We start from the raw sequence: 19,355 nt of genomic DNA, 5'->3' as shown, positions 1-19,355 counted from the left end.
AAGCCGGATATGACCCTGACGAAGCCGACATTTCCCGCGCCCGACCACGATCACGGCCGCTGCACTGCGGAAGCGATGGCGCATGCGGAAGCGGTTTGCGCGCGGCGGGCGCAGAAATTCACGCCAATCCGGCGCCAGGTGCTGCAGGCGCTGCTGTCCAGCCACCGCCCGCTCGGCGCCTATGAGGTGATCGACGAGCTCGCCAAATCGATGCCGCGGCCGGCGCCGATCACGGTCTACCGCGCGCTCGATTTTTTGATGGAGAACGGCCTGGTCCACCGGATCGAGAGCCGCAATGCGTTCCTTGCCTGCGCGCATGACCACGACGAGACCTCGATGGTAGCGTTCCTGATCTGCGATCATTGCGGCTCCGTCGGCGAAATTCCCGCGGCCCCCGTGGCGCAAAGCCTCAATGCGGCGGCGCGCGCCTCCGGATTTGCGCCAAAGCTCTCCGTCGTCGAGATCGCCGGCACCTGCGCTCACTGTCAAAAATAACAAAAACACGGCGCCAAGCCGGCCACGAGGATAGATGTCGTCGAACAAAGTGATTTCTTCGGCCGGGCGTTCGCTCACTCCGGGCGCTGTCGCATTGATGCTGATGCTGTGCCTCAGCTGGGGGTTCAACCAGATCGCGGTGAAGCTGGTGTTGCCGGACGTGCCGCCGATGCTGCAGGCATTGGCCCGCTCCATCGGCGCGTTGCCGGTGCTGCTCGTGATCGGCTGGTTTCGCGGCGTTAAATTCTTCGAGCGTGACGGCACGCTGTGGCCAGGCGTGATTGCGGGCGCCATCTTCGGCATCGAATTCGTGCTGATCTATCGCGGCTTGCTGCTGACATCGGCGTCGCGCGCGGTGGTGTTTCTGTATGTGGCGCCGTTCTTCGTCGCGCTCGGCTCGTTTGTCTTTCTGGGCGAACGGCTGCGAGCGCCGCAATGGGGCGGCCTGGCCCTGAGTTTCGCCGGGGTCGCGCTGGCGATCGGCGTCCCCCAGACCAATGTCGACGCGAAGGTCTTGCTGGGCGATTTCCTGATCGTCGTCGGTGGTGCGCTCTGGGCGGCCACGACGCTGATCGTCAAGACCACCGCGCTGATCAAGGCCCCCGCCGAAAAGGGGCTCGGCTATCAGGTGGCGATCTCGATCCCGATTCTCGCCCTTGCTGCGTGGATATCGGGCGAAACCATCACCCGTGTTCCCGGGCCGCTGTCGCTGGCGTTGCTGGCCTATCAGGCGTTCTGGGTGGTGGGTCTGACGTTCCTGTTGTGGTTCGCATTGGTCAAAACCTACTCCGCCAGCAAATTGTCAGCGTTCACCTTCGTTACGCCGCTGTTCGGCGTCGCCGCCAGCTATTTCATCATGCATGATACGCTGACCATCGCCTTCGGTGTCGCCGCGCTGCTGGTCATTGCCGGGCTCTATCTCGTCAACAAGCCGGATCCGAAGATCGTGCCGGATCCGAACCTGCCGGCGTGATGGGGGCGGGATCCGCCGCCAACCTCGTCATTGCCTGCGACAAACGCGAAGCGTTTGGGCAAGGAAGCGTAGCGACGAAACAATCCATTTTTCAGCGCGCATGGAAGGATGGATTGCTTCGCTTCGCTCGCAATGACGTGGAGAGAGCGGAGTTTGTGTCCTATCCCGTCTCGATCGGCAGCGACGTGTCCTTGGCCCATTCGCCCATCGAGCCATCGTAGAGGGTCAGGTTGTCGTAGCCGAGCTGGTGCAGCAGGAAGAGATCGATCGTTGCCGAGATGCCGCCGCCGCAGTAGGCGACCACGCGCTTGTCTTTCGTGATGCCCTGCGCCTTGAATTTTGCTTCGGCCTCGCCAAGCGGGACGAAGGCCTTGGTCTTTGGGTCGAGCAATGTGGCTGCCGAGACGTTGCAACTGCCGGGAACGCGGCCGGGCCGGCCGTAGCGGCTGGGCTCAAGGCCCTTGTGAAACTGCGGGCCGAGTGCATTGACGACGACGGTGCCTCGCTCGGCGGTGGCGGCTAGCGTTTCATGTTTGTCGACGAAAAATCCGTTCTTTGGTTTGGCCGTAAACGTTGCCGGCTTATATCCCTGCGCCGGTCCGGTTTCGAGCGGGCGGCCTTCGAGCTTCCATTTGTCGAGCCCGCCGTCGAGCACCGCGGCGCTCTCGAAGCCGAGCGACTGGAGCATCCACCAGAACCGCGTCGCCCACATCGGCGTGCCGATGCTGTACAGCACCACCTGGCTTTCGTTGGATACACCGTGACGGCCGAACGCCCGCTCGAGATGCGCAACATCCGGCATCATGAAGCGAAGTTCCGTATTGGGATCGGAAAACTCGCTTTGCAGATCGAGAAAATCCGCGCCCGGAATGTGCCCGGCCTCGAACGTGTGCCGGCCGGGTACGGCGAGATAGGGCAGGCTACTGCCTTCGGGCGCAGGTTCGAGGTAGGTGGTGCAGTCGAACAGGCGCAGATCGGCCTGGTGCAGAATATCAGCGAGTTCCGCCGTAGAAATGAGCCCGTTACGCCCCGACATTTGTTGGCCTCCCGCCATTTCAAGCCGATGCTAGGGCCTGCATCGGGCCATGAAAAGGCGGCCGGGAAGCGCGCCCGCCCTTTCAATTCGGCGATTCCTGTCCAATATAGCGGTTAACGGACGTAGCGGTATTTCCGCCTGCTTCCGGTCGCCTTCATCGGCTTAAGCTATTGAATATACAACGCAAAAATCCCCATGTGACGGGGCGCACAGACCTTTCGCCGCCCCCTTGGTGAATGTCACCAAAACCTGATATTCGAGGCCCCATGAACAAGCCCGAAGTAATTCCGCAAGACGACGTCGCTGGTCCCCGCGCCCGGCATAAAACCACCCAGGTCATGGTCGGCAATGTTGCCGTCGGCGGGGGTGCGCCGATCGTCGTGCAGTCGATGACCAATACCGACACCGCCGATGTCGACGGCACGATCGCGCAGGTCGCGGCACTGTCGCGCGCCGGATCGGAAATGGTGCGCATCACCGTCGATCGCGAGGAGGCGGCTGCCGCCGTCCCGCACATCCGCGACGGCCTGCGCAAGCGCGGCATCACCACGCCGTTGATCGGCGACTTCCATTACATCGGCCACAAGCTGCTCGCCGAATATCCGGCCTGTGCTGAGGCGCTCGACAAATACCGCATCAATCCCGGCAATGTCGGCTTCAAGAATAAGCGCGACTCGCAATTCGCAGATATCATCGAGATCGCGAACAAGAACAACAAAGCGGTCCGCATCGGCGCCAATTGGGGTTCGCTCGACCAGGAATTGCTCACCAAGCTGATGGACGAAAACACCGCGTCAGCGAACCCGCGCGATGCCCGCGCGGTGACCCGCGAGGCGATGGTGCAGTCGGCGCTGTTGTCGGCCGCCCGCGCCCAAGAACTCGGCATGCCCAAGAACAAGATGATCCTGTCGGCAAAGGTTTCCGCCGTGCAGGACCTGATCGCGGTCTATCAGACGCTCGCCTCGCGTTCGGACTATGCGATCCACCTCGGCCTCACCGAAGCCGGCATGGGATCGAAGGGCATCGTGGCGTCGTCGGCCGCGCTCGGCATCCTGTTGCAGGACGGCATCGGCGACACCATCCGCATTTCGCTCACCCCCGAACCCGGCGGCGACCGCACGCTGGAAGTCCAGGTTGCGCAGGAACTGCTGCAGACCATGGGCTTCCGCACCTTCGTGCCGCTGGTCGCGGCATGCCCGGGCTGCGGCCGCACCACCTCGACCACGTTCCAGGAACTGGCGCGCTCGATCCAGGATTTCATCCGCGAGGAAATGCCGGGCTGGAAGACGCAATATCCCGGCGTCGAGACGCTCAACGTCGCCGTCATGGGCTGCATCGTCAACGGCCCCGGCGAATCCAAGCACGCCAATATCGGCATCTCCTTGCCCGGCACCGGCGAAGCGCCGGCCGCGCCCGTGTTCGTCGACGGCAAGAAGTTCCGCACCCTGCGCGGGCCGACGATCGCCGCCGACTTCAAGGCGCTGGTGATCGACTATATTGATCAGCGGTATGGGGCGGGCGCCAAGGCGCCGGAGACGACAGCGGCGGAGTAGGGCCGTAGCCCGGGTGGAGCGAAGCGAAACCCGGGACGCTGTCGCAATCTGATGGACCGATCCCGGATTGCGCTTCGCTCCATCCGGGCTACGATGCGCCCCAATCAAGAACGATTGGGAGAATCGCAGATGTCTTCGCTGTCCGGCAAGCAAGGTCCTCGTTACAGGCACACCGCCGGCGACACCGATCCCTACGAGACCATCCGCGTCGAAAAACTCACCCCGATCATCGGCGCGGAAATCTCCGGCGTCGATATCGGCAAGCTCGTCTCGGACGACGCGCGTTCCAATCGGCAGATGGACGAAATCCACCGGGCGTTCGCCGAAAACCTCGTGATCTTCTTCCGCGACCAGCACATCACGCCGCAGCAGCATCTCGCGTTCGGGCGCAAATTCGGCGAATTGCATGTGCACCCGGCGGCGCCCAACGAGGGCGATCCCGCTCTGATGAAGATCTATGCCGACAAGGATTCCCCGCGCGCCAATGGCGAGGGCTGGCACACCGACGTCTCCTGCGACGTCGAGCCGCCGATGGGATCGATTCTCTACATCAGGCAATGCCCGCCGCGCGGCGGCGATACGCTGTTCGCCAACATGTACGCTGCCTATGAGGCGCTGTCGGACCGCATGAAGGCCTATCTCGACGGGCTGACCGCGCTGCACGACGGCGAGCAGACCTATCGCGGGCTCTACGCCAATTACGGCGTCGCCGACCGGGTGGAATATCCGCGCGCCGAGCATCCCGTGGTGCGCACCCATCCGGTCACGGGCAAGAAGGCGCTTTACGTCAACCGCGGCTTCACCCGCTTCATCGTCGGCATCCCCCGCGACGAGAGCGACGCCATGCTGGCCTATCTCTACCAGCACGCGGAAAATCCACTGTTCCAGTGCCGCTTCCGCTGGACCGAAAACGCGGTCGCCTTCTGGGACAACCGCTGCGCCCAGCATCGCGCGATGTGGGACTACTGGCCGCACACAAGGTCAGGCACGCGGGTGACGGTGAAGGGGGAGCGGCCGGTGTAATCCGGCCTAAGCCTTTCGCGCGATCAGTTCGACCGGTGCGATGCGGCCATTGGCTATGTTCTGGGTCATATTTTGCACTTTTTCCGGCGTGTTCCTGCCCATCAGGACATGAAGCCCAAGCGGCGGGGGACCACCTGCCGCCATGGTTCTGGCACGCAGTTGCTCAAAGAACTGCAGCGCAAAGTCGCGTCGGGTGCGTTCCGCAATCACCACAAAACCGGCGGCTTCAAGTGCGCTGCGGTACTTTTCGGGCTTTGCCACCGCGCTAGACTCAGGCGTTGTTGCCCATGGCACAGGAAAAGTCAGCTCGCCATCATCAGTTTTCATTACGTCGTAGATTCCGAAAAGCGAGCCCGGCCGCAACACGCGGCCCACCTCAAGGCAGAGCCCGGCCTTGTCTTCGATATTCATTCCGACATGCAGCATATAGGCGCCGTCAAAGGTGCCGTCCGCAAACGGCATCGACAATGCGCTGCCCTGATGCAGCGAAATGCGGTCGGCGAGGCTGACCCATTTGCAGATCTCCTGTCCGGTCTCGACGTATTCGGGGGTCAGGTCAATGCCATCCACACGGCAACGATACCGGCTGGCAACAAACCGCGCGGGTCCGCCAAGACCACATCCGACATCGAGAATGTGCATTTCGGGTGTGAGATCGAGTTGCTCGAGAAAATGTTCGGAGGCCTGGCGGCCGCCGATATGAAACTCATCAACAGGAGCTAGATCATCGACGGTCACGGAATCGGTTGTCTTGCCAAGAGATTCAATCCCGCTGCGGATCGCTGCAATCAATTTGCCATGCGTGTAGTGGGCAGAAATATCTTGTTGAGTCAGCATTGCTACCCCCAAAATTTCAGAAATTCCTCAGGCGTAAGGTCGCCCCGCAGGCTAATTCAGCAGCGTTGTGTCGTCTATGGCTCAAAGCCCTGACGTGACAAGGACGTCCCCGCGAGGCGGGCAAACATTGACGCCTCGCTCCACCTGCGTCAATCTCGGTCAAAAGCAAGAACAACCCGGAGGCCGCCCCATGCTCCGCGCCGAAGACAACAAATTCCTCACCGAAAGCGGTGCAGGCACCGGCATGGGCGAATTGCTGCGGCGCTTCTGGATTCCCGTGCTGCTCTCCGCAGAATTGCCCGAAGCCGACGGCACGCCGAAGAAGATTGTCGTCATGGGCGAGGAGCTGCTCGCCTTCCGCGACACCCGTGGCGTAGTCGGCGTCATCGATCAATATTGCCCGCATCGCGGCGCCAATCTCTGGCTCGGCCGCAACGAGGAATGCGGCATCCGCTGCGTCTATCACGGCTGGAAGTTCGACACCGATGGCCGCTGCGTCGACATGCCGACCTCCTATCCCGACCTCAACGCCAAGGACCTGATCCGCATCAAGTCCTATCCGGTGCGGGAATGGGGCGACATGATCTGGGCCTATATGGGTCCGGCGGATCAGGTGCCCGAATTGCCTGATCTGGAAATGGCGCTGGTACCGGCCTCGCACCGCTATGTCTCGAAGAAATGGCAGGACTGCAATTGGGTGCAGGCGGTGGAAGGCTCGATCGACACCGCGCATTTCACCTTCGCGCATCTCTCCTTCGAAAAGGAAGAGAACGAAATCCTCGACATCAAGAAGCATTTTGTGAATCCGCTGACGCGGGTCGCGACCGATCACATGCGATGGATTGCCGAAGACCCGCGTCCCGTGATCAAGATCAGTCCGCACGAGGCCGGCCTCACGGTCGCCGGAGGACGGCTCACCGGAACCGACAACATTTACTGGCGGATCGCTCAATTCCTGATGCCGGTTCACGCCTATGCGCCGAGTTCGATGCCGGGTGAGAATATTTTCGGCCAGAGTTTCATTCCGGTGAACGATACGAGCTGCTGGATCTACACCTATGCCTGGAATCCGGAGCGCCCGCTGACGCAGGCCGAGCGCGACGGCTATGACCGCGGCAACGGTGTGATGTCGGAGGTCGACGAGAATTACATTCCGCTGCGCAACAAGGCGAACGACTATCTGATCGATCGCAAGCTGCAGAAGACCACCAGCTACACCGGCATCAAGGGCGTGTCCGAACAGGACGCCGCTGTGCAGGACAGCCAGGGTCCGATCGCCGACCGCACCCGCGAACATCTCGGCCCGACCGATCTCGGCATCATGCATTTCCGCAAGCTCGTCATGGATGCCGCCCGCGCGCTCCAGAAGGGCGAGGCGCCGCCGCACCTCAAGCATCAGGACCGCTACGCTGTGCGCTCCGGCGCCTGCGTCACCAGCAAGACAAAGGACCTCACCGCGGTCATGATCGAGCGGTTCGGCGACGCGGCCGGCTTTGTCGGGCGTCCCGGCAGGAATGCGGCGGCAGAGTAGGGATCTGTCCATAGAGGGCACACGCGTCGCGTCTTGAAGTTGCGATAGCCTGCACGACGATGAGGCCGTGGATCGCAGGCCGTCACAGGATCATAGCGCGAACTTCCGGTACTCCCGATTGCTCAAGCTCGCTTCCTCCAGGTCGAGGTCGCGCTCGATCCGCCGCCTGCTTTCGTCGGTGATCTTGCCGTCGCGGAGCAGGGCGTGGATGAATTTTCGCTCCGCCGCGATCAATTCCCGCGTCAGCGCGGTGCCGGCCACCGTGATGTCGTGCGCGCCGGGGTCAAGTGAGTTGGGTAGCTGGTTGGCGCGGATTTCATGCCGTGCCCTGAGCAGCTTCACGACTTCATCGGAGAGTTCGCGGTCGTCGGTGATGGCGTCGAGCGACTTGAGCGCGGCATCAAGCGCCTCGCGCCGGGCCGCGATCTCGGCCTCATGTTCCGTGACATGCTCGCTGCGGCCGTCTTTGGCGACCCCGAGCCATCGCACCACCGCCGGCAATCCAAGCCCCAATCCCACCAGGGTGATGAAGATGACGCCGAAGGCAACGAACAGGATCATGTCGCGGTGGGGAAAGCCCTCACCGCTGGGCAGCGCCAATGGCAACGCCAGCGCCGCTGCGAGCGACACCGCGCCGCGCACGCCGGTGAAGGCCACCACGAACACGGTCTGCCAGGATGGCGGCGGATCACGTTGACGGATTCGTCTGCTGATCAGACGCGGCAGATAGGTTGCGGGGTAGACCCAGGCAAAGCGGGCCAGGATGACGATGATTGCGACCAGCGCGGTGGCGAACAGGATATCCTGCAGCGGAAACGCCTTCGATTTCTCGAACAGCAGCCGCATCTGGAATCCCGTCAGCAGGAACAGCGAGCCCTCGACCAGATAGATCACGAGGTCCCAGAAGAAGATGCCCTGCAGGCGCGTCGCCGATGAAATCAAAAGCGGTCCGTTCCAGCTTATGTAGAGCCCGCAGGCTACCGTTGCGATCACGCCGGAACCGCCGAGATGCTCGGGGATCCAGAAGGCGAGGTAAGGGGTGATCAGCGACAGCGTGATCTCGACCTGCGGATCCCGCGCACGATGGCGTGCGCGCAAGGAGAGCCATCCGACTGCCGCACCGAACAGGATTTCGCCGACCACGATGACGGCAAAGGTGCCGGTGGCCTTCGGCAGCGAGAACAGCCCGGTCGAAATCGCCGCCACCGCGAACCGATAGAGGATCAATGCGGTGGCGTCGTTGGCAAGCCCCTCGCCCTCGAGCACGACGAGGATGCGGCGCGGCATGCCGAGCTTGCGCGCAATCGCCAGCGGGGCCACCACGTCCGGCGGTGCGACGATCGCCCCCAGCAGGAAGCCGACGCCCCAGGGCAGCCCGATCAGATAATGCGTCGCGGTCGCGACCGCGAAGGCGGTGAAGATCACGCAGCCGACCGACAGCAGGATGATCGGACGGAGATTGGACTTGAACTCGCGCCAGCTCATGGCGACGCTCGCCGAATAGATCAGCGGCGGCAGGAATACGAGCAACACCAGCTCGGGCGGCAATTCCACCGCCGGCATGCCGGGCACGAAGGCGAGCGCGATGCCGGCGAGCAGCAGCAGGATGGCCGGTGCGACGTTGATCCGCCGCGCCAGCAGCGCGGTCCCTGCCAGCACCGCGAGCAGGATCAAGAAGATCTGAAACTTGGCTTCCATGATCGCCCCCATTCGCAGGGAAAAACCGCGAGGTCAATGCGCAAGGCACGCGCTCACGGGCGAATCGGAGAGGCGGTACGGAAGCTGCACCGGCGGGGGCGCAAGCCTGAGGCGATATTACTCGCGCAGATCGTAGCGGTAGGATTTGGATACGATCTTCCAGCCGTCGCGCAGTTTCATTGCCACCAGATAGTCGGTGAAATAGCGCGGCGGCAACTGGCAGCGTACCTTGATGAAGGCGGTCTGATCGTCGGAGCGGTCGATCGTGACGATGAAATCCTCGCGCGGCTTGCCTTCCGCCTTGGCTGAGGGGCGCTTGCGCACGCGATCGAGCCAGTCCGGCACGGTCAGCACCTGCAACTCGCCCTTTTCCAGCCAGCGCAGATCGGCAGTGGGGTCGAATATCGCGCCGAGCTTGTCGGCATCGCCTTCATAAAGGCCATCGAAATAATTCTTGACCACGGCTTCCACGGTCGATCGGTCGTGACTCACGGCAGTTCCTCCCGGCGAAAAGAAATTTGTTCGAATTGGATTAAGCCACGAACCTCTTCGTTGCGCTAGGTTGACTTGATCACGGTTGCGAGGAGTTGCAGGTGGCGGGTTCAGCAAAATCGAATGCTCGCATTCTTGCCGGAGAATGCTTTTGCCGCGCGGTGAGCTACGCCGTGGTTGACGAATTCGGCTACGCCTTGAACTGCCATTGCTCGAATTGCCGGCGCACCACCGGTGCGGCGTTCAAGCCGTTCGCCGGCATCGCGCGCGACAAATTCAGCGTCACCAGGGGCGAGGACAATCTCATGATCTATGGCGACGAGGCCGGCCACGACGCGCATTGCCGGAAATGCGGCTCGTTGCTCTATTCGGTGGTGCGTGAAGGCGCTTTCGTCCATGTCGCCATGGGCACACTGGTTGACGATCCCTCGATCCGCCCGACCGCTCACATTTTTGTCGGCTCCAAGGCATCGTGGTTTGCGATCACGGACGACCTGCCGCAATACCGGGAGCATGTCGTGCCGCGTTGAGCGGCTTACGCTGCTCCGGGAATACATGCTCGTCGCCGGAGGTTTATACCTGGACGGGAACCCGGCGGAAAAGGTGATCGGCCATGGCCGAACCGACGGGGTGCTGGCCCCGACTAAGGATATAGCGAGGCGCGGTTCACGTCGGCGTGGATCGTGACTTAACTCACAAAGCCGGGCTCTGGCTTCTGATAGGCAGGCCGGTGTGGTAAAAAAGTACGAGACTCCGGAGGAGTCATGATGATGTCTGGATCGCAAAAGTTGTGCCGATGGGCACTTGCAGCCGCCGCCTTCCTGCTGGTGAGCGGGCCGGCATTTGCCGAAAAGCGCGTGGCACTGGTGCTCGGCAATTCCAACTACCAGAATGTCGCACCGCTGGCCAATCCGGTTAACGACAGCGCCAGGATCGCGGCGACGCTGAAAGAGGCCGGCTTCGACGTCGTCGATTCCCGCCGGGACATGGCCGCAGCCGAAACCCGGCGCGCGTTGCGCGACTTCGCCGACCGCGCGCGCGATGCCGATATCGCGGTGGTCTATTATGCCGGCCACGGCATCGAGGTGGACGGCGCGAACTACCTGATCCCCGTCGATGCCCGGCTGGAACGCGACACCGACATCTACGACGAAGGCCTCTCGCTCGACCGCATTCTGATCGCGATCGAGCCGGCCAAGAAGCTGCGGTTGGTGATTCTCGACGCCTGCCGCGACAATCCGTTCTCCCGGACCATGAAGCGCACGGTCGCTTCGCGCGCGATCGGGCAGGGCCTGGCCAAGGTCGAGCCGACCAGCCCGAACGTTCTGATCGCCTATTCGGCGAAGGCCGGGTCCACCGCGGCCGATGGCGACGGCAAGAACAGCCCGTTCACGGCGGCGCTGTCGCACCATTTGACGAAGCCCGGGCTCGACGTGCGCCGCGCCTTCGGCTTCGTGCGCGACGAGGTGCTCAAGACCACAAACAACCGGCAGGAACCCTTTGTGTATGGTTCGCTCGGCGGTGACGACGTGCCGCTGGTTCCGGCGCCGCGTCAGGCGCCCGCGGCGGCGGCTGCTCCGACGCCTGCCCAGAGCGCGCAGGCCGAGGCCCGCCGCGATTACGAACTCGCGCTGCAGATAGGCAACAAGAGCGCGCTCAACGCCTTCCTCGCGCAAAATCCCGATGGCTTCTATGCCAGCCTTGCCAAGCTTCAGCTCGACAAGATCGCCGCCGAGGAAACACGCGTCGCGGCGACTGAAAAAGCGCGGCTGGCCGAACAGGAGCGGGCGCGGCTCGCCGCCGAGGGCGCCCGGAAGTCGCAGCAGGCAAAGGCCGAGGCCGAAGCCAAGGCTGCCGAGCAGGCGCGCATCGCGGCTGAAAAGGCCAAGCAACTGGCGCAGGAACAGGCGGCCGCGGCCGAACAGAAGCGTGTCGCTGCCGAAAGCGCTACCGCCGACAAGGCGTCCGCTCCCGCTCCGGCGCCCGCGGACAAGGCGGTGAACGTTGCTGCCCTCGCCGCGGGGCCGCCGCAGGCTGACGTCACCAAATCGGTGCAGGACGAACTGCGCCGCGTCGGCTGCCTGTCCGGAAATACCGATGGCAACTGGAACAGCGCCTCGCAGCGATCGCTGACGCTGTTCAACCGCTACGCCGGGACCAAGCTCGATACCAAGGTCGCCAGCATCGATACGCTCGATACGATCAAGCTGAAGTCGTCACGGGTGTGCCCGCTGGTCTGCGAACACGGCTACAAGGTCGACGGCGAGCGCTGCACGAAAATCACCTGTGCCGAGGGCTCGTTCCTCAACGATGATAATGAATGCGAGCCGCGTCGCGCCAAAAAGCCGGTGGCAACGCGCGACAGGCCGGAATCACGGCGCGTTCCCGAAGCAAGGCAAGCTAGGGAACCAAGGCAAGTTATCGTCAGGCGTTCTCAGGGACCGACGGGTCCAGGGTACTCATCTACAGGCCGGCCGCTTACCGGCCAGGAACGTCAGGTGGGTTGCCACTCCTACGGGGCCATCATGTCCGGCGTGTGCCCGTAGCCACAGCCGCGTGTTATCGAACACGCCACGGCCCCGGCTTAATCTCTGTCCTCACGGCAGGGGGCCGGGGCCAGATTCAAGGCGCCGGGACGACGGGGACTAGATCGCGCTTGCCGCGATATTCACCATCAATGCCAGCAGCGCCGTGTTGAACACGAACGAGATGATGCCGTGCACGGTCGCGGTGCGGCGGATGACCCTGTCGGTGATGCCGACGTCGGAGACCTGCGCGGTCATGCCGATCACGAACGAGAAGTAGACGAAGTCCCAGTAATCCGCCTCGGCATGCGCGTCGCCGCCCGGAAACTGCAGGCCGCCCGGCTCGCTGCCGCGGTAAAACTCGTGCGCGTAGTGCAGCGAGAAGGCGGTGTGAACGGTGGCCCATGACAGCACGATCGTCACCGTGGCCAGGATCAGCCCGGCCGGGTTGCCCTTCGAGGCGCCAAGCTCGAACACGATCGCGGCAAGGCTCGCAAAGGCGCCGAGCGCGGTGACCAGCAGCATCACGAAGCGCCCGTCGTCCTGCAACACCGCGCTGCGCCTTATATGGCCGACGTCACAGCGCAGCATCATGATGTAGGCGAGCACGAGGTACAGTGCGGCGAACACGTCCCAGCCGACGACAAGCCGCGTCGGCAGCCGCAGCGTGCCGGGCAGCAGGAAGAACGCGATGACGCCGACGGCGAGCGCGATGAAGGTGCGCGGCCTGCCATAGACCACGCGGACCGGCAGCGGCAGGTTGCGGAACCGAACAAGGTGTTCTTCGAATTCCCTGCTCATCCGCTGCCTTTGATTGACTGCGCTAGTTCTTGCGCTCCGCGACGAAGCGCGCGGCTGCCCGCAATGTGTCGCCCTTTGTCCCGAAGATCGAAAGTGCTGAATCGGCGCGCGCCAGCAGGTCGCGCACGCGCTGCTTGGCGCCGTCGATGCCGAGCTGGGTGACGAAGGTGGTCTTGCCGAGCGCGGCATCGGCGCCGGCCGGCTTGCCGAGCGCCGCGGCGTCGCCCTCGACGTCGAGCAGGTCGTCGGCGATCTGGAACGCCTCGCCGAGCGCGCGGCCGTAATCGTCGAGCGCCTGATACTCGCTCGGAGTGGACTGGCCGAGGATCGCGCCGGCGATGCAGCCATAGCGCAACAGCGCGCCGGTCTTCATCTGCTGCAGCCGCGCCACGTCGACCGGCTCGCGGTCGCCGAACCGCCCCTCCCCGGCGAGGTCCAGGATCTGGCCGCCGACCATGCCGCCAATTCCGGAGGCGCGCGCCAGCGCTCGCGTCAGGAGCAGGCGCACCGTGGCGTCGTTGTGGATCTCGTCGCGGGTGACGATGTCGAATGCCAGCGTCAGCAGACCGTCGCCGGCGAGGATCGCGGTGGCGTCGTCGGTCTTCTTGTGCAGCGTGGGCCGGCCGCGGCGCAGGTCGCTGTTGTCCATCGCCGGCAAATCGTCATGGATCAGGGAATAGCAGTGGATGCATTCCAGCGCCGCGCCGACCAAAAGGGCGGCTTCGCGCGGGACGCCGAACACGGCCGAACTTTCGACCACCAGAAAAGGGCGCAGCCGCTTTCCGCCGTTGAGGCTGGAATAGCGCATCGCGTCCATCAGCCGCTTCGGCCGCACGATCTCGTCGGGCAGCAGCGTATCGGACAACAACTCCGCCAGCAGGGCTTCGGTATCGTCCGCGGTCTGGTCCAGGCGTTTGGAAAAATCGGCAGTGGCGGGGGTCATTAAGAATAGCTCCAGATCAATTTGGCCGGACAATCGTTGATGGCAAGGGCTTCGTCAATTCCATGACCCCGGTCACAAAAGCGCTGGAAAACGCACGAAATATCATGGAGATGTCACGCGGGTGGGGCCAATTCATCGGCCCCGGGCCGGCCTGGGCTGAACCGGAAGCGTCCAATTTGCGCATTGTCCGAATTTTGCTGCTGATCCTGCTCGCGGTGCTGTTGCTGCCCTATCTGGTGACGCCGTTCTACCGAACCGGCCATCCGGTGTCGGCGCTGATGGCCTGGCGCTGGCTCAAGGGCGCGCCGGTGTCCCGGCAATGGGTCGATTTCAAAGCGATTTCGCCCTCACTGCCGCGCTCGGTGGTGGGCTCCGAAGATGCCAGATTCTGCAGCCATCGTGGGGTCGATTGGGACGCGCTGCAGGACGCGATCGACGATGCCGAGGACGGCGAGCCCGCCCGCGGCGGTTCGACCATCACCCAGCAGGTGGCGAAAAACCTGTTCCTGTGGTCGGGCCGCAGCGTGGTCCGCAAGGCGCTGGAACTGCCGCTTGCGATGTGGATCGATCTGGTGCTGCCCAAGCAGCGGATCCTGGAAATTTACCTCAACATCGCCGAGCTCGGCCCGTCCGGGCAGTTCGGGGCCGAGGCCGGTTCCCTTTACGCCTTCGGCCGCTCGGCCGCTTCGCTTTCGGCGCGCGAGGCTGCCTTGCTGGCGGCGATCCTGCCCAATCCCGTCAGGCGCAGCGCCCGCAATCCCGGCCCCGGGGTACGCCGTCTGGCCGGGACCTATATGGCGCGAGCGGGTGCAGTACAGCGCTGCTGGAACGAAAATCGTGCTTTCTGAGCCAATTTTCGGCCCCTTTAACCGCAAGCTGGCCTAGCTTTACGCCATCCCATCCTCTATAAGCGCGGCCTTATCGGCATCGCAGCCCCTGCGCGACGCGCTGGGCCGTCCGGCTTGTGGACGATGCCTCCGACAACACCCCTAGAGGACCGTTATGGCCGTTCCCAGAAGAAAAACATCGCCCTCGCGGCGTGGCATGCGCCGCTCGGCGGACGCGCTGAAGAAGCCGACCTATGCCGAGGACAAGGATTCCGGCGAGCTGCGCCGTCCGCACCACCTCGACCTCAAGACCGGCATGTACAAGGGCCGGCAGGTGCTGAAAAAGAAGGAATCCTGATCGGATCGGGGATAAGGCGCCGCGTCTGGCGGCGTCTGCCCGAATTTGGCCAACGAGTGGGCCAACGGTTCCACAGGGCAAAGCGACGCTTTGCCCGGGGGACATTCCGGTTATCCTAGGAAGGCGCGATACCCATGGTCGGTTTTCCGCTGCTTCTGATTCCGCTCGCGATCTACAACATTATCGTCTTCCTGATGCCCGGCGTATCGTTCACCGATCCGCTGGTGAAGCTGACGTTGGTGTCGGGCGCGGAACTGCCGGTGACGCTGAGCGACGTGCTGCTCACGCTGGGCATCCTGCTGCTGCTTGCCGAAGTCATCAAGGGCGCGCGCCCCGGCGCGAAATACCTCACCGACCATCTGCTATCGCTGATCGTGTTCGGCGCGGCGGCGGCCGAATTCGTGCTGTGGCCGAAATTCGGCACCTCGACCTATTTTCTGCTGACGGCGCTTGCGCTGGTGGATTTCCTCTCCGGCCTCGCATTGCGAACGCGGCGCCGGGCAGTTGCAGTAGCGGCGGCGCCCACGCCTGCGCCTCAGCCAAAAGCCGCCGAACCTCCGCCAAAGGCCGCCGAAAAAGTCGAAGCGCCAGCCGAGCCCAAGCTCGACCCCGCGCCGGCTGCCGCACCTGCGCCTGCTGCGCCATCGGTGCCTCCGGCAGTCGCTGTTGCCGAATCCGTGTTGAAGGACATCGCGGAGCCGAAACCGGTGCAGCCCGCCGTTGCGCCCGAGGCGGCCCCGCCGAAAACGCCGTCTCCGGAAGTCCATTCGCCGGAAGTCGTGTCACCGGAAGTCTCGTCGCCGGAAGTCCAGTCGCCGGAGGTCCCGTCACCGGGACTGCAGCCGGGCCCAGGCTTTCCGCCACCGCCGGATAAGTCGGATAAGCCGGACACGCCTCAGCGCTGATCCATAGCGTTTTCGAGCGCAGCATGCCCTCGGACTTGATCCGTGGGTGGAGGCCGGTTCGCGGTCCACGAAAACGCGTCAAAACAAAAAGCTAGACGATTTGCCGGGTCCGGAAGCCGGTGCCGCAACGCCGGATCTGGCTGGCACCGTAGGCTGTCTGCGCATCCGCCAGCGAAGCCCGCCTCAGGCTGCGGGTTTGCGGCGCCCGGTCGGCAGTCGCGATCAGCTGCGCGACGAAGGTTGGATCGGGCCGGGGCGCCAGTCTCGACAAAAACTGCACGGACTGGGTCACCGGCACCAGCTCGCCGCGGGCCGGCTCGTCGAGGTTGACGAACTCGCCGTCCGAAATTTCGTCTGATCGATCGATATCCAGCATCGCGCACCGAAAACCCGGCTAAACTGTCATGTTTTGGGACGTTACGCCCCACCTGCGATCTGACCTCGCAAGGCGTATGCCGCTTCCTCCCGGTTCGTTCCCGCCGGGCCCGGGAAGTCTGCGAAACGTGGTTTCCGGATTATTTATGAACTTGGCCTAGCCTGCGATTCGAAAGACCCACTATCCTCAGGATGTTGGGAATCACCCGCTGGTGTCCCGAATTGAGGCGACCCGATGCCCCATGTCCCGCAAGCCGCCAGCATTCTTGCCTCGCTCGGGCAGGCTGCTTTCGTCTGGGACTTGGCGGCCGACACCATCGCCTGGAGCGACAATGCCGGTGCGGTCTTCACCGATATTCCACCGGAGGCGCTGGCCAGCGGTTCCGGCTTCGCCAGGCTGATCGAGCCCTCCCGTTCGATCCGCAGCGAGGCGCTTGCTCAATCGGGGCCGGCGCGGACCGGCGAAGAAGGGGTCGCCTACCGGATCGAATATGGCGTACGGGCCGCGGCCTCGGCGCCCGTGATCTGGATCGAGGAGACCGGTTGCTGGTTTGCCGGGGCCGACGGCAAGGCGGTGCGCGCGCAAGGTATCGTCCGTATCAATAACGAGCGCCACGCCCGCGACGAACAGCTCATGCGGCTGTCGAGGCACGACCCGCTGACCGGTGAACTCAATCGCACGCATCTCGTCGCCTCACTGGCGGAGTCGATCGAAGAAACCATGCGTTTCCGATCGTCCTCCGCCTTCATGCTGATCGGCATCGATCATCTGGCACGCGTCAACGACGCCTTTGGCTTCGATGTCGCGGACGCCGTGATCGCCGAGGTCGGAAAACGCATCCGCGCCAAGCTGCGCGGCGGCGATATGCTCGGCCGGTTCTCCGGCAACAAGTTCGGGCTGGTCTTGAGGAACTGCACGGTCGACGACACCAATACCGCAGCCGAGCGCTTTCTGGCAGGGGTCCGCGACGAGGTGATCCCGACCAAATCCGGCCCGGTCTCGGTGACGGCCTCGATCGGTGCGGTCAGCATCCCGCGCTACGCCCGCACTGCCGATGAGGCCATCACCCGCGCCCAGGAAACACTCGATGGCGCCAAGCGCCGCCGCGCCGGATCGTTCTCGCTGTGGCGTCCGAATGTCGAACGCGATGCCCAGCGCCGCGTCAACATCCGCGTCACCGACGAGATCGTCACGGCGCTGAACGAGCGCCGCATCGTCACGGCGTTTGAGCCGGTGGTCGAAGCGCGCTCGCGGCAGCCGGCGTTCTACGAGTGCCTGGTGCGGATGGAGCAGGCGGACGGGCAGGCGCTGCTGGCGCCCGATATCGTTCCGGTCGCCGAGCGATTGGGGCTGATCCGGCTGGTCGATCACCGCGTGCTTGAACTCGCGGTTGCCGAACTTGCGGCGTCGCCGAACGTGCGGCTCAGCCTCAACATCTCTCCCGACACCACGATGGATCCGGACTGGTGGACTTCAATCGAATCGCTGATGCAGGCGCATCCCGGCGCCGGTGAGCGGCTGATCGTCGAAATCACCGAAACGGTTGCGATCCAGGATATCGATGACATCAGGGGCTTCATTACGCGACTGAAAAACTTCGGCAGCCAGATCGCGATCGACGATTTCGGCGCCGGCTACACTTCATTCCGAAATTTGCGCAAGCTCGGCGTCGATATCGTGAAGATCGACGGCGCCTTCGTGCAGAACATCGCACGCTCCGCGGACGATCGCGCCTTCGTGCATACGCTGATCGATCTGGCCAACCGCCTGCAGATCAAGACGGTGGCGGAATGGGTGCAGGACGAGGAAGCCGCCGTGATGCTGCGCGAATGGGGCTGCGATTACATCCAGGGCCGCCTGATCGGGCTGGCCTCGCCGGAACGGCCGTGGGCCGTGGCGGGAGATGCGGCGCTGCCGGCGGCGGGCTGATTCGCTCTCTTGTGGTAAAAAATCTCTCCGTCGTCCCCGCGAACGCGGGGACCCATACGCCGCGGCCTATCGGTGAGGCGGCGTAGGGAGAGACCTTCAGTAACAACAAATGCCAGTGGCTATGGGTCCCCGCTTTCGCGGGGACGACGAGGCAGTGAACCCTGTCACTCTTCCTTCTTCGGCTCTTTCGACATGCGCTCGAGGCGTTCCTGCATGTCCTTCATCTGGCGGCGAAGATCGTCGATATTGTCTTCGTCGGGCGCCGGCTCCGGCACCTTCTCGGGCTCGGTCGTGCTTGAGCCGGGGCGCGGCGGCACGAACGGCTTGAACATCGAGAACGTCTGCTGAAACAATTCCATATTGCGGCGGACGTGTTCCTCGAGCGGCGCGAACGGCGTTCCGCTGAAGGTGTTGGTGAGCTGCTTGCGGAATTTTTCCTGTTCGCGCGTCAGCGTGTCGATCGACTGCTCCAGATATTTCGGCACCACCATTTGCATGCTGTCGCCGTAGAAGCGGATCAACTGTCGCAGGAAAGTGGTCGGCAACAGATTCTGTCCGGCCTTGTTTTCCTGTTCGAAGATGATCTGCGCCAGCACCGAGCGGGTGATGTCGTCGCCGGTCTTGGCGTCATAGACGAGAAAATCCTCGCCATCCTTCACCATCGCCGCGAGATCCTCGAGCGTCACATAGGTGCTGGTGCCGGTATTATAGAGCCGCCGGTTGGCGTATTTCTTGATGGTCGTAGGTTGGTCTGACTTTGCCATGGCTCACACATCGACACCGAGAACGGGGAACCCGACGGCATCGCCGACGGGCAGACGAGCAACGCAACGCAGCAAAGTAAGCATTTTCAATGCGGTTCGGCTACCGTTTTGTGCGGCACGGTTAATTCCAAGGCATGGACCCTGCTATGGAAACCCTCACGTGGATCAATTTGAATGCGCCGCGGCAGGATTTTGGGCCCTCGCCGATTGACATGGCTCAACGAGGTTATGAGGATAAGGCGAGAGACAGGCACGCCGTCCGGCCGCCCGCCGTCACAAGAAACCTCAA

Annotated in this window: 19 protein-coding genes; 11 read left to right on the top strand and 8 right to left on the bottom strand. The window is 63.4% G+C overall.

Annotation, left to right across the window (positions count from 1 at the left end):
* Window positions 1–9 precede the first annotated feature (9 nt).
* Both C7G61_RS02850 and C7G61_RS02845 read left to right on the top strand, forming a co-directional pair.
* Window positions 10–495: a Fur family transcriptional regulator gene (locus C7G61_RS02850; RefSeq protein WP_108512828.1), complete on the top strand. Its 486-nt coding sequence runs from the start codon at window positions 10–12 to the stop codon at window positions 493–495.
* A gap of 34 nt (window positions 496–529) precedes the next feature.
* Complete coding sequence (locus C7G61_RS02845) at window positions 530–1,468, top strand: DMT family transporter (RefSeq protein ID WP_108512515.1); 939 nt, start codon at window positions 530–532, stop codon at window positions 1,466–1,468.
* Between the two features lie 160 nt (window positions 1,469–1,628).
* Here C7G61_RS02845 and C7G61_RS02840 read toward each other — a convergent pair whose 3' ends face one another.
* On the bottom strand, window positions 1,629–2,504 hold the full coding sequence (locus C7G61_RS02840) for a sulfurtransferase (protein ID WP_108512514.1): 876 nt from the start codon (window positions 2,502–2,504) through the stop codon (window positions 1,629–1,631).
* A 266-nt stretch (window positions 2,505–2,770) separates the two neighbouring features.
* On the opposite strand from C7G61_RS02840, the gene ispG reads away from it, so the two are divergent.
* Both ispG and C7G61_RS02830 read left to right on the top strand, forming a co-directional pair.
* On the top strand, window positions 2,771–4,057 hold the full coding sequence (gene ispG / locus C7G61_RS02835) for a flavodoxin-dependent (E)-4-hydroxy-3-methylbut-2-enyl-diphosphate synthase (protein ID WP_108512513.1): 1,287 nt from the start codon (window positions 2,771–2,773) through the stop codon (window positions 4,055–4,057).
* Between the two features lie 129 nt (window positions 4,058–4,186).
* Window positions 4,187–5,080 carry a TauD/TfdA dioxygenase family protein gene (locus C7G61_RS02830; RefSeq protein WP_108512512.1) on the top strand — a complete coding sequence of 298 codons (894 nt, stop codon included), beginning with the start codon at window positions 4,187–4,189 and terminating at the stop codon, window positions 5,078–5,080.
* 6 nt (window positions 5,081–5,086) lie between these two features.
* Here C7G61_RS02830 and C7G61_RS02825 read toward each other — a convergent pair whose 3' ends face one another.
* Entirely contained in the window at window positions 5,087–5,917 is an 831-nt protein-coding gene (locus C7G61_RS02825) for a class I SAM-dependent methyltransferase (protein WP_108512511.1), read from the bottom strand.
* Between the two features lie 190 nt (window positions 5,918–6,107).
* On the opposite strand from C7G61_RS02825, the gene C7G61_RS02820 reads away from it, so the two are divergent.
* A complete protein-coding gene (locus tag C7G61_RS02820; protein ID WP_108512510.1) occupies window positions 6,108–7,448 on the top strand; it encodes a Rieske 2Fe-2S domain-containing protein in 1,341 nt (446 codons plus the stop codon).
* 90 nt (window positions 7,449–7,538) lie between these two features.
* Here the strand turns inward: C7G61_RS02820 and C7G61_RS02815 are convergent, their stop codons facing one another.
* Both C7G61_RS02815 and C7G61_RS02810 read right to left on the bottom strand, forming a co-directional pair.
* Window positions 7,539–9,146, bottom strand: coding sequence for a Na+/H+ antiporter (locus C7G61_RS02815; protein ID WP_190241632.1), 1,608 nt, complete (start codon window positions 9,144–9,146; stop codon window positions 7,539–7,541).
* A 117-nt stretch (window positions 9,147–9,263) separates the two neighbouring features.
* Window positions 9,264–9,638 carry a nuclear transport factor 2 family protein gene (locus tag C7G61_RS02810; RefSeq protein WP_108512509.1) on the bottom strand — a complete coding sequence of 125 codons (375 nt, stop codon included), beginning with the start codon at window positions 9,636–9,638 and terminating at the stop codon, window positions 9,264–9,266.
* A gap of 101 nt (window positions 9,639–9,739) precedes the next feature.
* Between C7G61_RS02810 and C7G61_RS02805 the strand changes: the two genes are divergently transcribed.
* Together C7G61_RS02805 and C7G61_RS02800 are read left to right on the top strand one after the other, a co-directional pair.
* Entirely contained in the window at window positions 9,740–10,168 is a 429-nt protein-coding gene (locus tag C7G61_RS02805) for a GFA family protein (RefSeq protein ID WP_108512508.1), read from the top strand.
* A 240-nt stretch (window positions 10,169–10,408) separates the two neighbouring features.
* Window positions 10,409–12,184 (top strand): caspase family protein, encoded by a 1,776-nt coding sequence (locus C7G61_RS02800; RefSeq protein WP_108512826.1) that lies wholly within the window; start codon window positions 10,409–10,411, stop codon window positions 12,182–12,184.
* Window positions 12,185–12,283: 99 nt separating this feature from the next.
* On the opposite strand, the gene C7G61_RS02795 is transcribed toward C7G61_RS02800, so the two are convergent.
* Both C7G61_RS02795 and C7G61_RS02790 read right to left on the bottom strand, forming a co-directional pair.
* On the bottom strand, window positions 12,284–12,964 hold the full coding sequence (locus tag C7G61_RS02795) for a DUF1345 domain-containing protein (RefSeq protein ID WP_108512507.1): 681 nt from the start codon (window positions 12,962–12,964) through the stop codon (window positions 12,284–12,286).
* A 22-nt stretch (window positions 12,965–12,986) separates the two neighbouring features.
* Window positions 12,987–13,907: a polyprenyl synthetase family protein gene (locus C7G61_RS02790; RefSeq protein WP_108512506.1), complete on the bottom strand. Its 921-nt coding sequence runs from the start codon at window positions 13,905–13,907 to the stop codon at window positions 12,987–12,989.
* 176 nt (window positions 13,908–14,083) lie between these two features.
* On the opposite strand from C7G61_RS02790, the gene mtgA reads away from it, so the two are divergent.
* From mtgA to C7G61_RS02775, 3 genes are all read left to right on the top strand, one after another.
* The gene (gene mtgA / locus C7G61_RS02785; RefSeq protein WP_108512825.1) at window positions 14,084–14,755 is read left to right on the top strand and encodes a monofunctional biosynthetic peptidoglycan transglycosylase; all 672 of its coding nucleotides are present in this window, start codon (window positions 14,084–14,086) and stop codon (window positions 14,753–14,755) included.
* A gap of 154 nt (window positions 14,756–14,909) precedes the next feature.
* Window positions 14,910–15,092, top strand: coding sequence for a 50S ribosomal protein L32 (gene rpmF, locus C7G61_RS02780; RefSeq protein ID WP_028347701.1), 183 nt, complete (start codon window positions 14,910–14,912; stop codon window positions 15,090–15,092).
* A 134-nt stretch (window positions 15,093–15,226) separates the two neighbouring features.
* A complete protein-coding gene (locus C7G61_RS02775) occupies window positions 15,227–15,997 on the top strand; it encodes a hypothetical protein (RefSeq protein WP_108512505.1) in 771 nt (256 codons plus the stop codon).
* A 91-nt stretch (window positions 15,998–16,088) separates the two neighbouring features.
* Here C7G61_RS02775 and C7G61_RS02770 read toward each other — a convergent pair whose 3' ends face one another.
* Window positions 16,089–16,373, bottom strand: a complete 285-nt coding sequence (locus C7G61_RS02770; RefSeq protein WP_108512504.1) for a hypothetical protein — start codon at window positions 16,371–16,373, stop codon at window positions 16,089–16,091.
* A 234-nt stretch (window positions 16,374–16,607) separates the two neighbouring features.
* On the opposite strand from C7G61_RS02770, the gene C7G61_RS02765 reads away from it, so the two are divergent.
* Window positions 16,608–18,302, top strand: a complete 1,695-nt coding sequence (locus C7G61_RS02765; protein WP_108512503.1) for a putative bifunctional diguanylate cyclase/phosphodiesterase — start codon at window positions 16,608–16,610, stop codon at window positions 18,300–18,302.
* Window positions 18,303–18,466: 164 nt separating this feature from the next.
* On the opposite strand, the gene phaR is transcribed toward C7G61_RS02765, so the two are convergent.
* Window positions 18,467–19,066 carry a polyhydroxyalkanoate synthesis repressor PhaR gene (gene phaR, locus C7G61_RS02760; RefSeq protein WP_108512502.1) on the bottom strand — a complete coding sequence of 200 codons (600 nt, stop codon included), beginning with the start codon at window positions 19,064–19,066 and terminating at the stop codon, window positions 18,467–18,469.
* Window positions 19,067–19,355 lie beyond the last annotated feature (289 nt).

The organism is Bradyrhizobium algeriense, assembly GCF_003062295.1.
Taxonomy (GTDB): domain Bacteria; phylum Pseudomonadota; class Alphaproteobacteria; order Rhizobiales; family Xanthobacteraceae; genus Bradyrhizobium; species Bradyrhizobium algeriense.
Note: the sequence above shows the minus strand (reverse complement) of the source record. Positions and strands in the feature narration are given on the sequence as shown.

What these genes read in the sequence shown, in the direction of transcription:
- C7G61_RS02850 (WP_108512828.1), top strand. Translation starts at nt 10, where the DNA reads ATGACCCTGACGAAGCCGACATTTCCCGCGCCCGACCACGATCACGGC.
- C7G61_RS02845 (WP_108512515.1), top strand. Translation starts at nt 530, where the DNA reads ATGTCGTCGAACAAAGTGATTTCTTCGGCCGGGCGTTCGCTCACTCCG.
- C7G61_RS02840 (WP_108512514.1), bottom strand. Translation starts at nt 2,504, where the DNA reads ATGTCGGGGCGTAACGGGCTCATTTCTACGGCGGAACTCGCTGATATT.
- ispG (WP_108512513.1), top strand. Translation starts at nt 2,771, where the DNA reads ATGAACAAGCCCGAAGTAATTCCGCAAGACGACGTCGCTGGTCCCCGC.
- C7G61_RS02830 (WP_108512512.1), top strand. Translation starts at nt 4,187, where the DNA reads ATGTCTTCGCTGTCCGGCAAGCAAGGTCCTCGTTACAGGCACACCGCC.
- C7G61_RS02825 (WP_108512511.1), bottom strand. Translation starts at nt 5,917, where the DNA reads ATGCTGACTCAACAAGATATTTCTGCCCACTACACGCATGGCAAATTG.
- C7G61_RS02820 (WP_108512510.1), top strand. Translation starts at nt 6,108, where the DNA reads ATGCTCCGCGCCGAAGACAACAAATTCCTCACCGAAAGCGGTGCAGGC.
- C7G61_RS02815 (WP_190241632.1), bottom strand. Translation starts at nt 9,146, where the DNA reads ATGGAAGCCAAGTTTCAGATCTTCTTGATCCTGCTCGCGGTGCTGGCA.
- C7G61_RS02800 (WP_108512826.1), top strand. Translation starts at nt 10,409, where the DNA reads ATGTCTGGATCGCAAAAGTTGTGCCGATGGGCACTTGCAGCCGCCGCC.
- C7G61_RS02795 (WP_108512507.1), bottom strand. Translation starts at nt 12,964, where the DNA reads ATGAGCAGGGAATTCGAAGAACACCTTGTTCGGTTCCGCAACCTGCCG.
- C7G61_RS02790 (WP_108512506.1), bottom strand. Translation starts at nt 13,907, where the DNA reads ATGACCCCCGCCACTGCCGATTTTTCCAAACGCCTGGACCAGACCGCG.
- rpmF (WP_028347701.1), top strand. Translation starts at nt 14,910, where the DNA reads ATGGCCGTTCCCAGAAGAAAAACATCGCCCTCGCGGCGTGGCATGCGC.
- C7G61_RS02775 (WP_108512505.1), top strand. Translation starts at nt 15,227, where the DNA reads ATGGTCGGTTTTCCGCTGCTTCTGATTCCGCTCGCGATCTACAACATT.
- C7G61_RS02770 (WP_108512504.1), bottom strand. Translation starts at nt 16,373, where the DNA reads ATGCTGGATATCGATCGATCAGACGAAATTTCGGACGGCGAGTTCGTC.
- C7G61_RS02765 (WP_108512503.1), top strand. Translation starts at nt 16,608, where the DNA reads ATGCCCCATGTCCCGCAAGCCGCCAGCATTCTTGCCTCGCTCGGGCAG.
- phaR (WP_108512502.1), bottom strand. Translation starts at nt 19,066, where the DNA reads ATGGCAAAGTCAGACCAACCTACGACCATCAAGAAATACGCCAACCGG.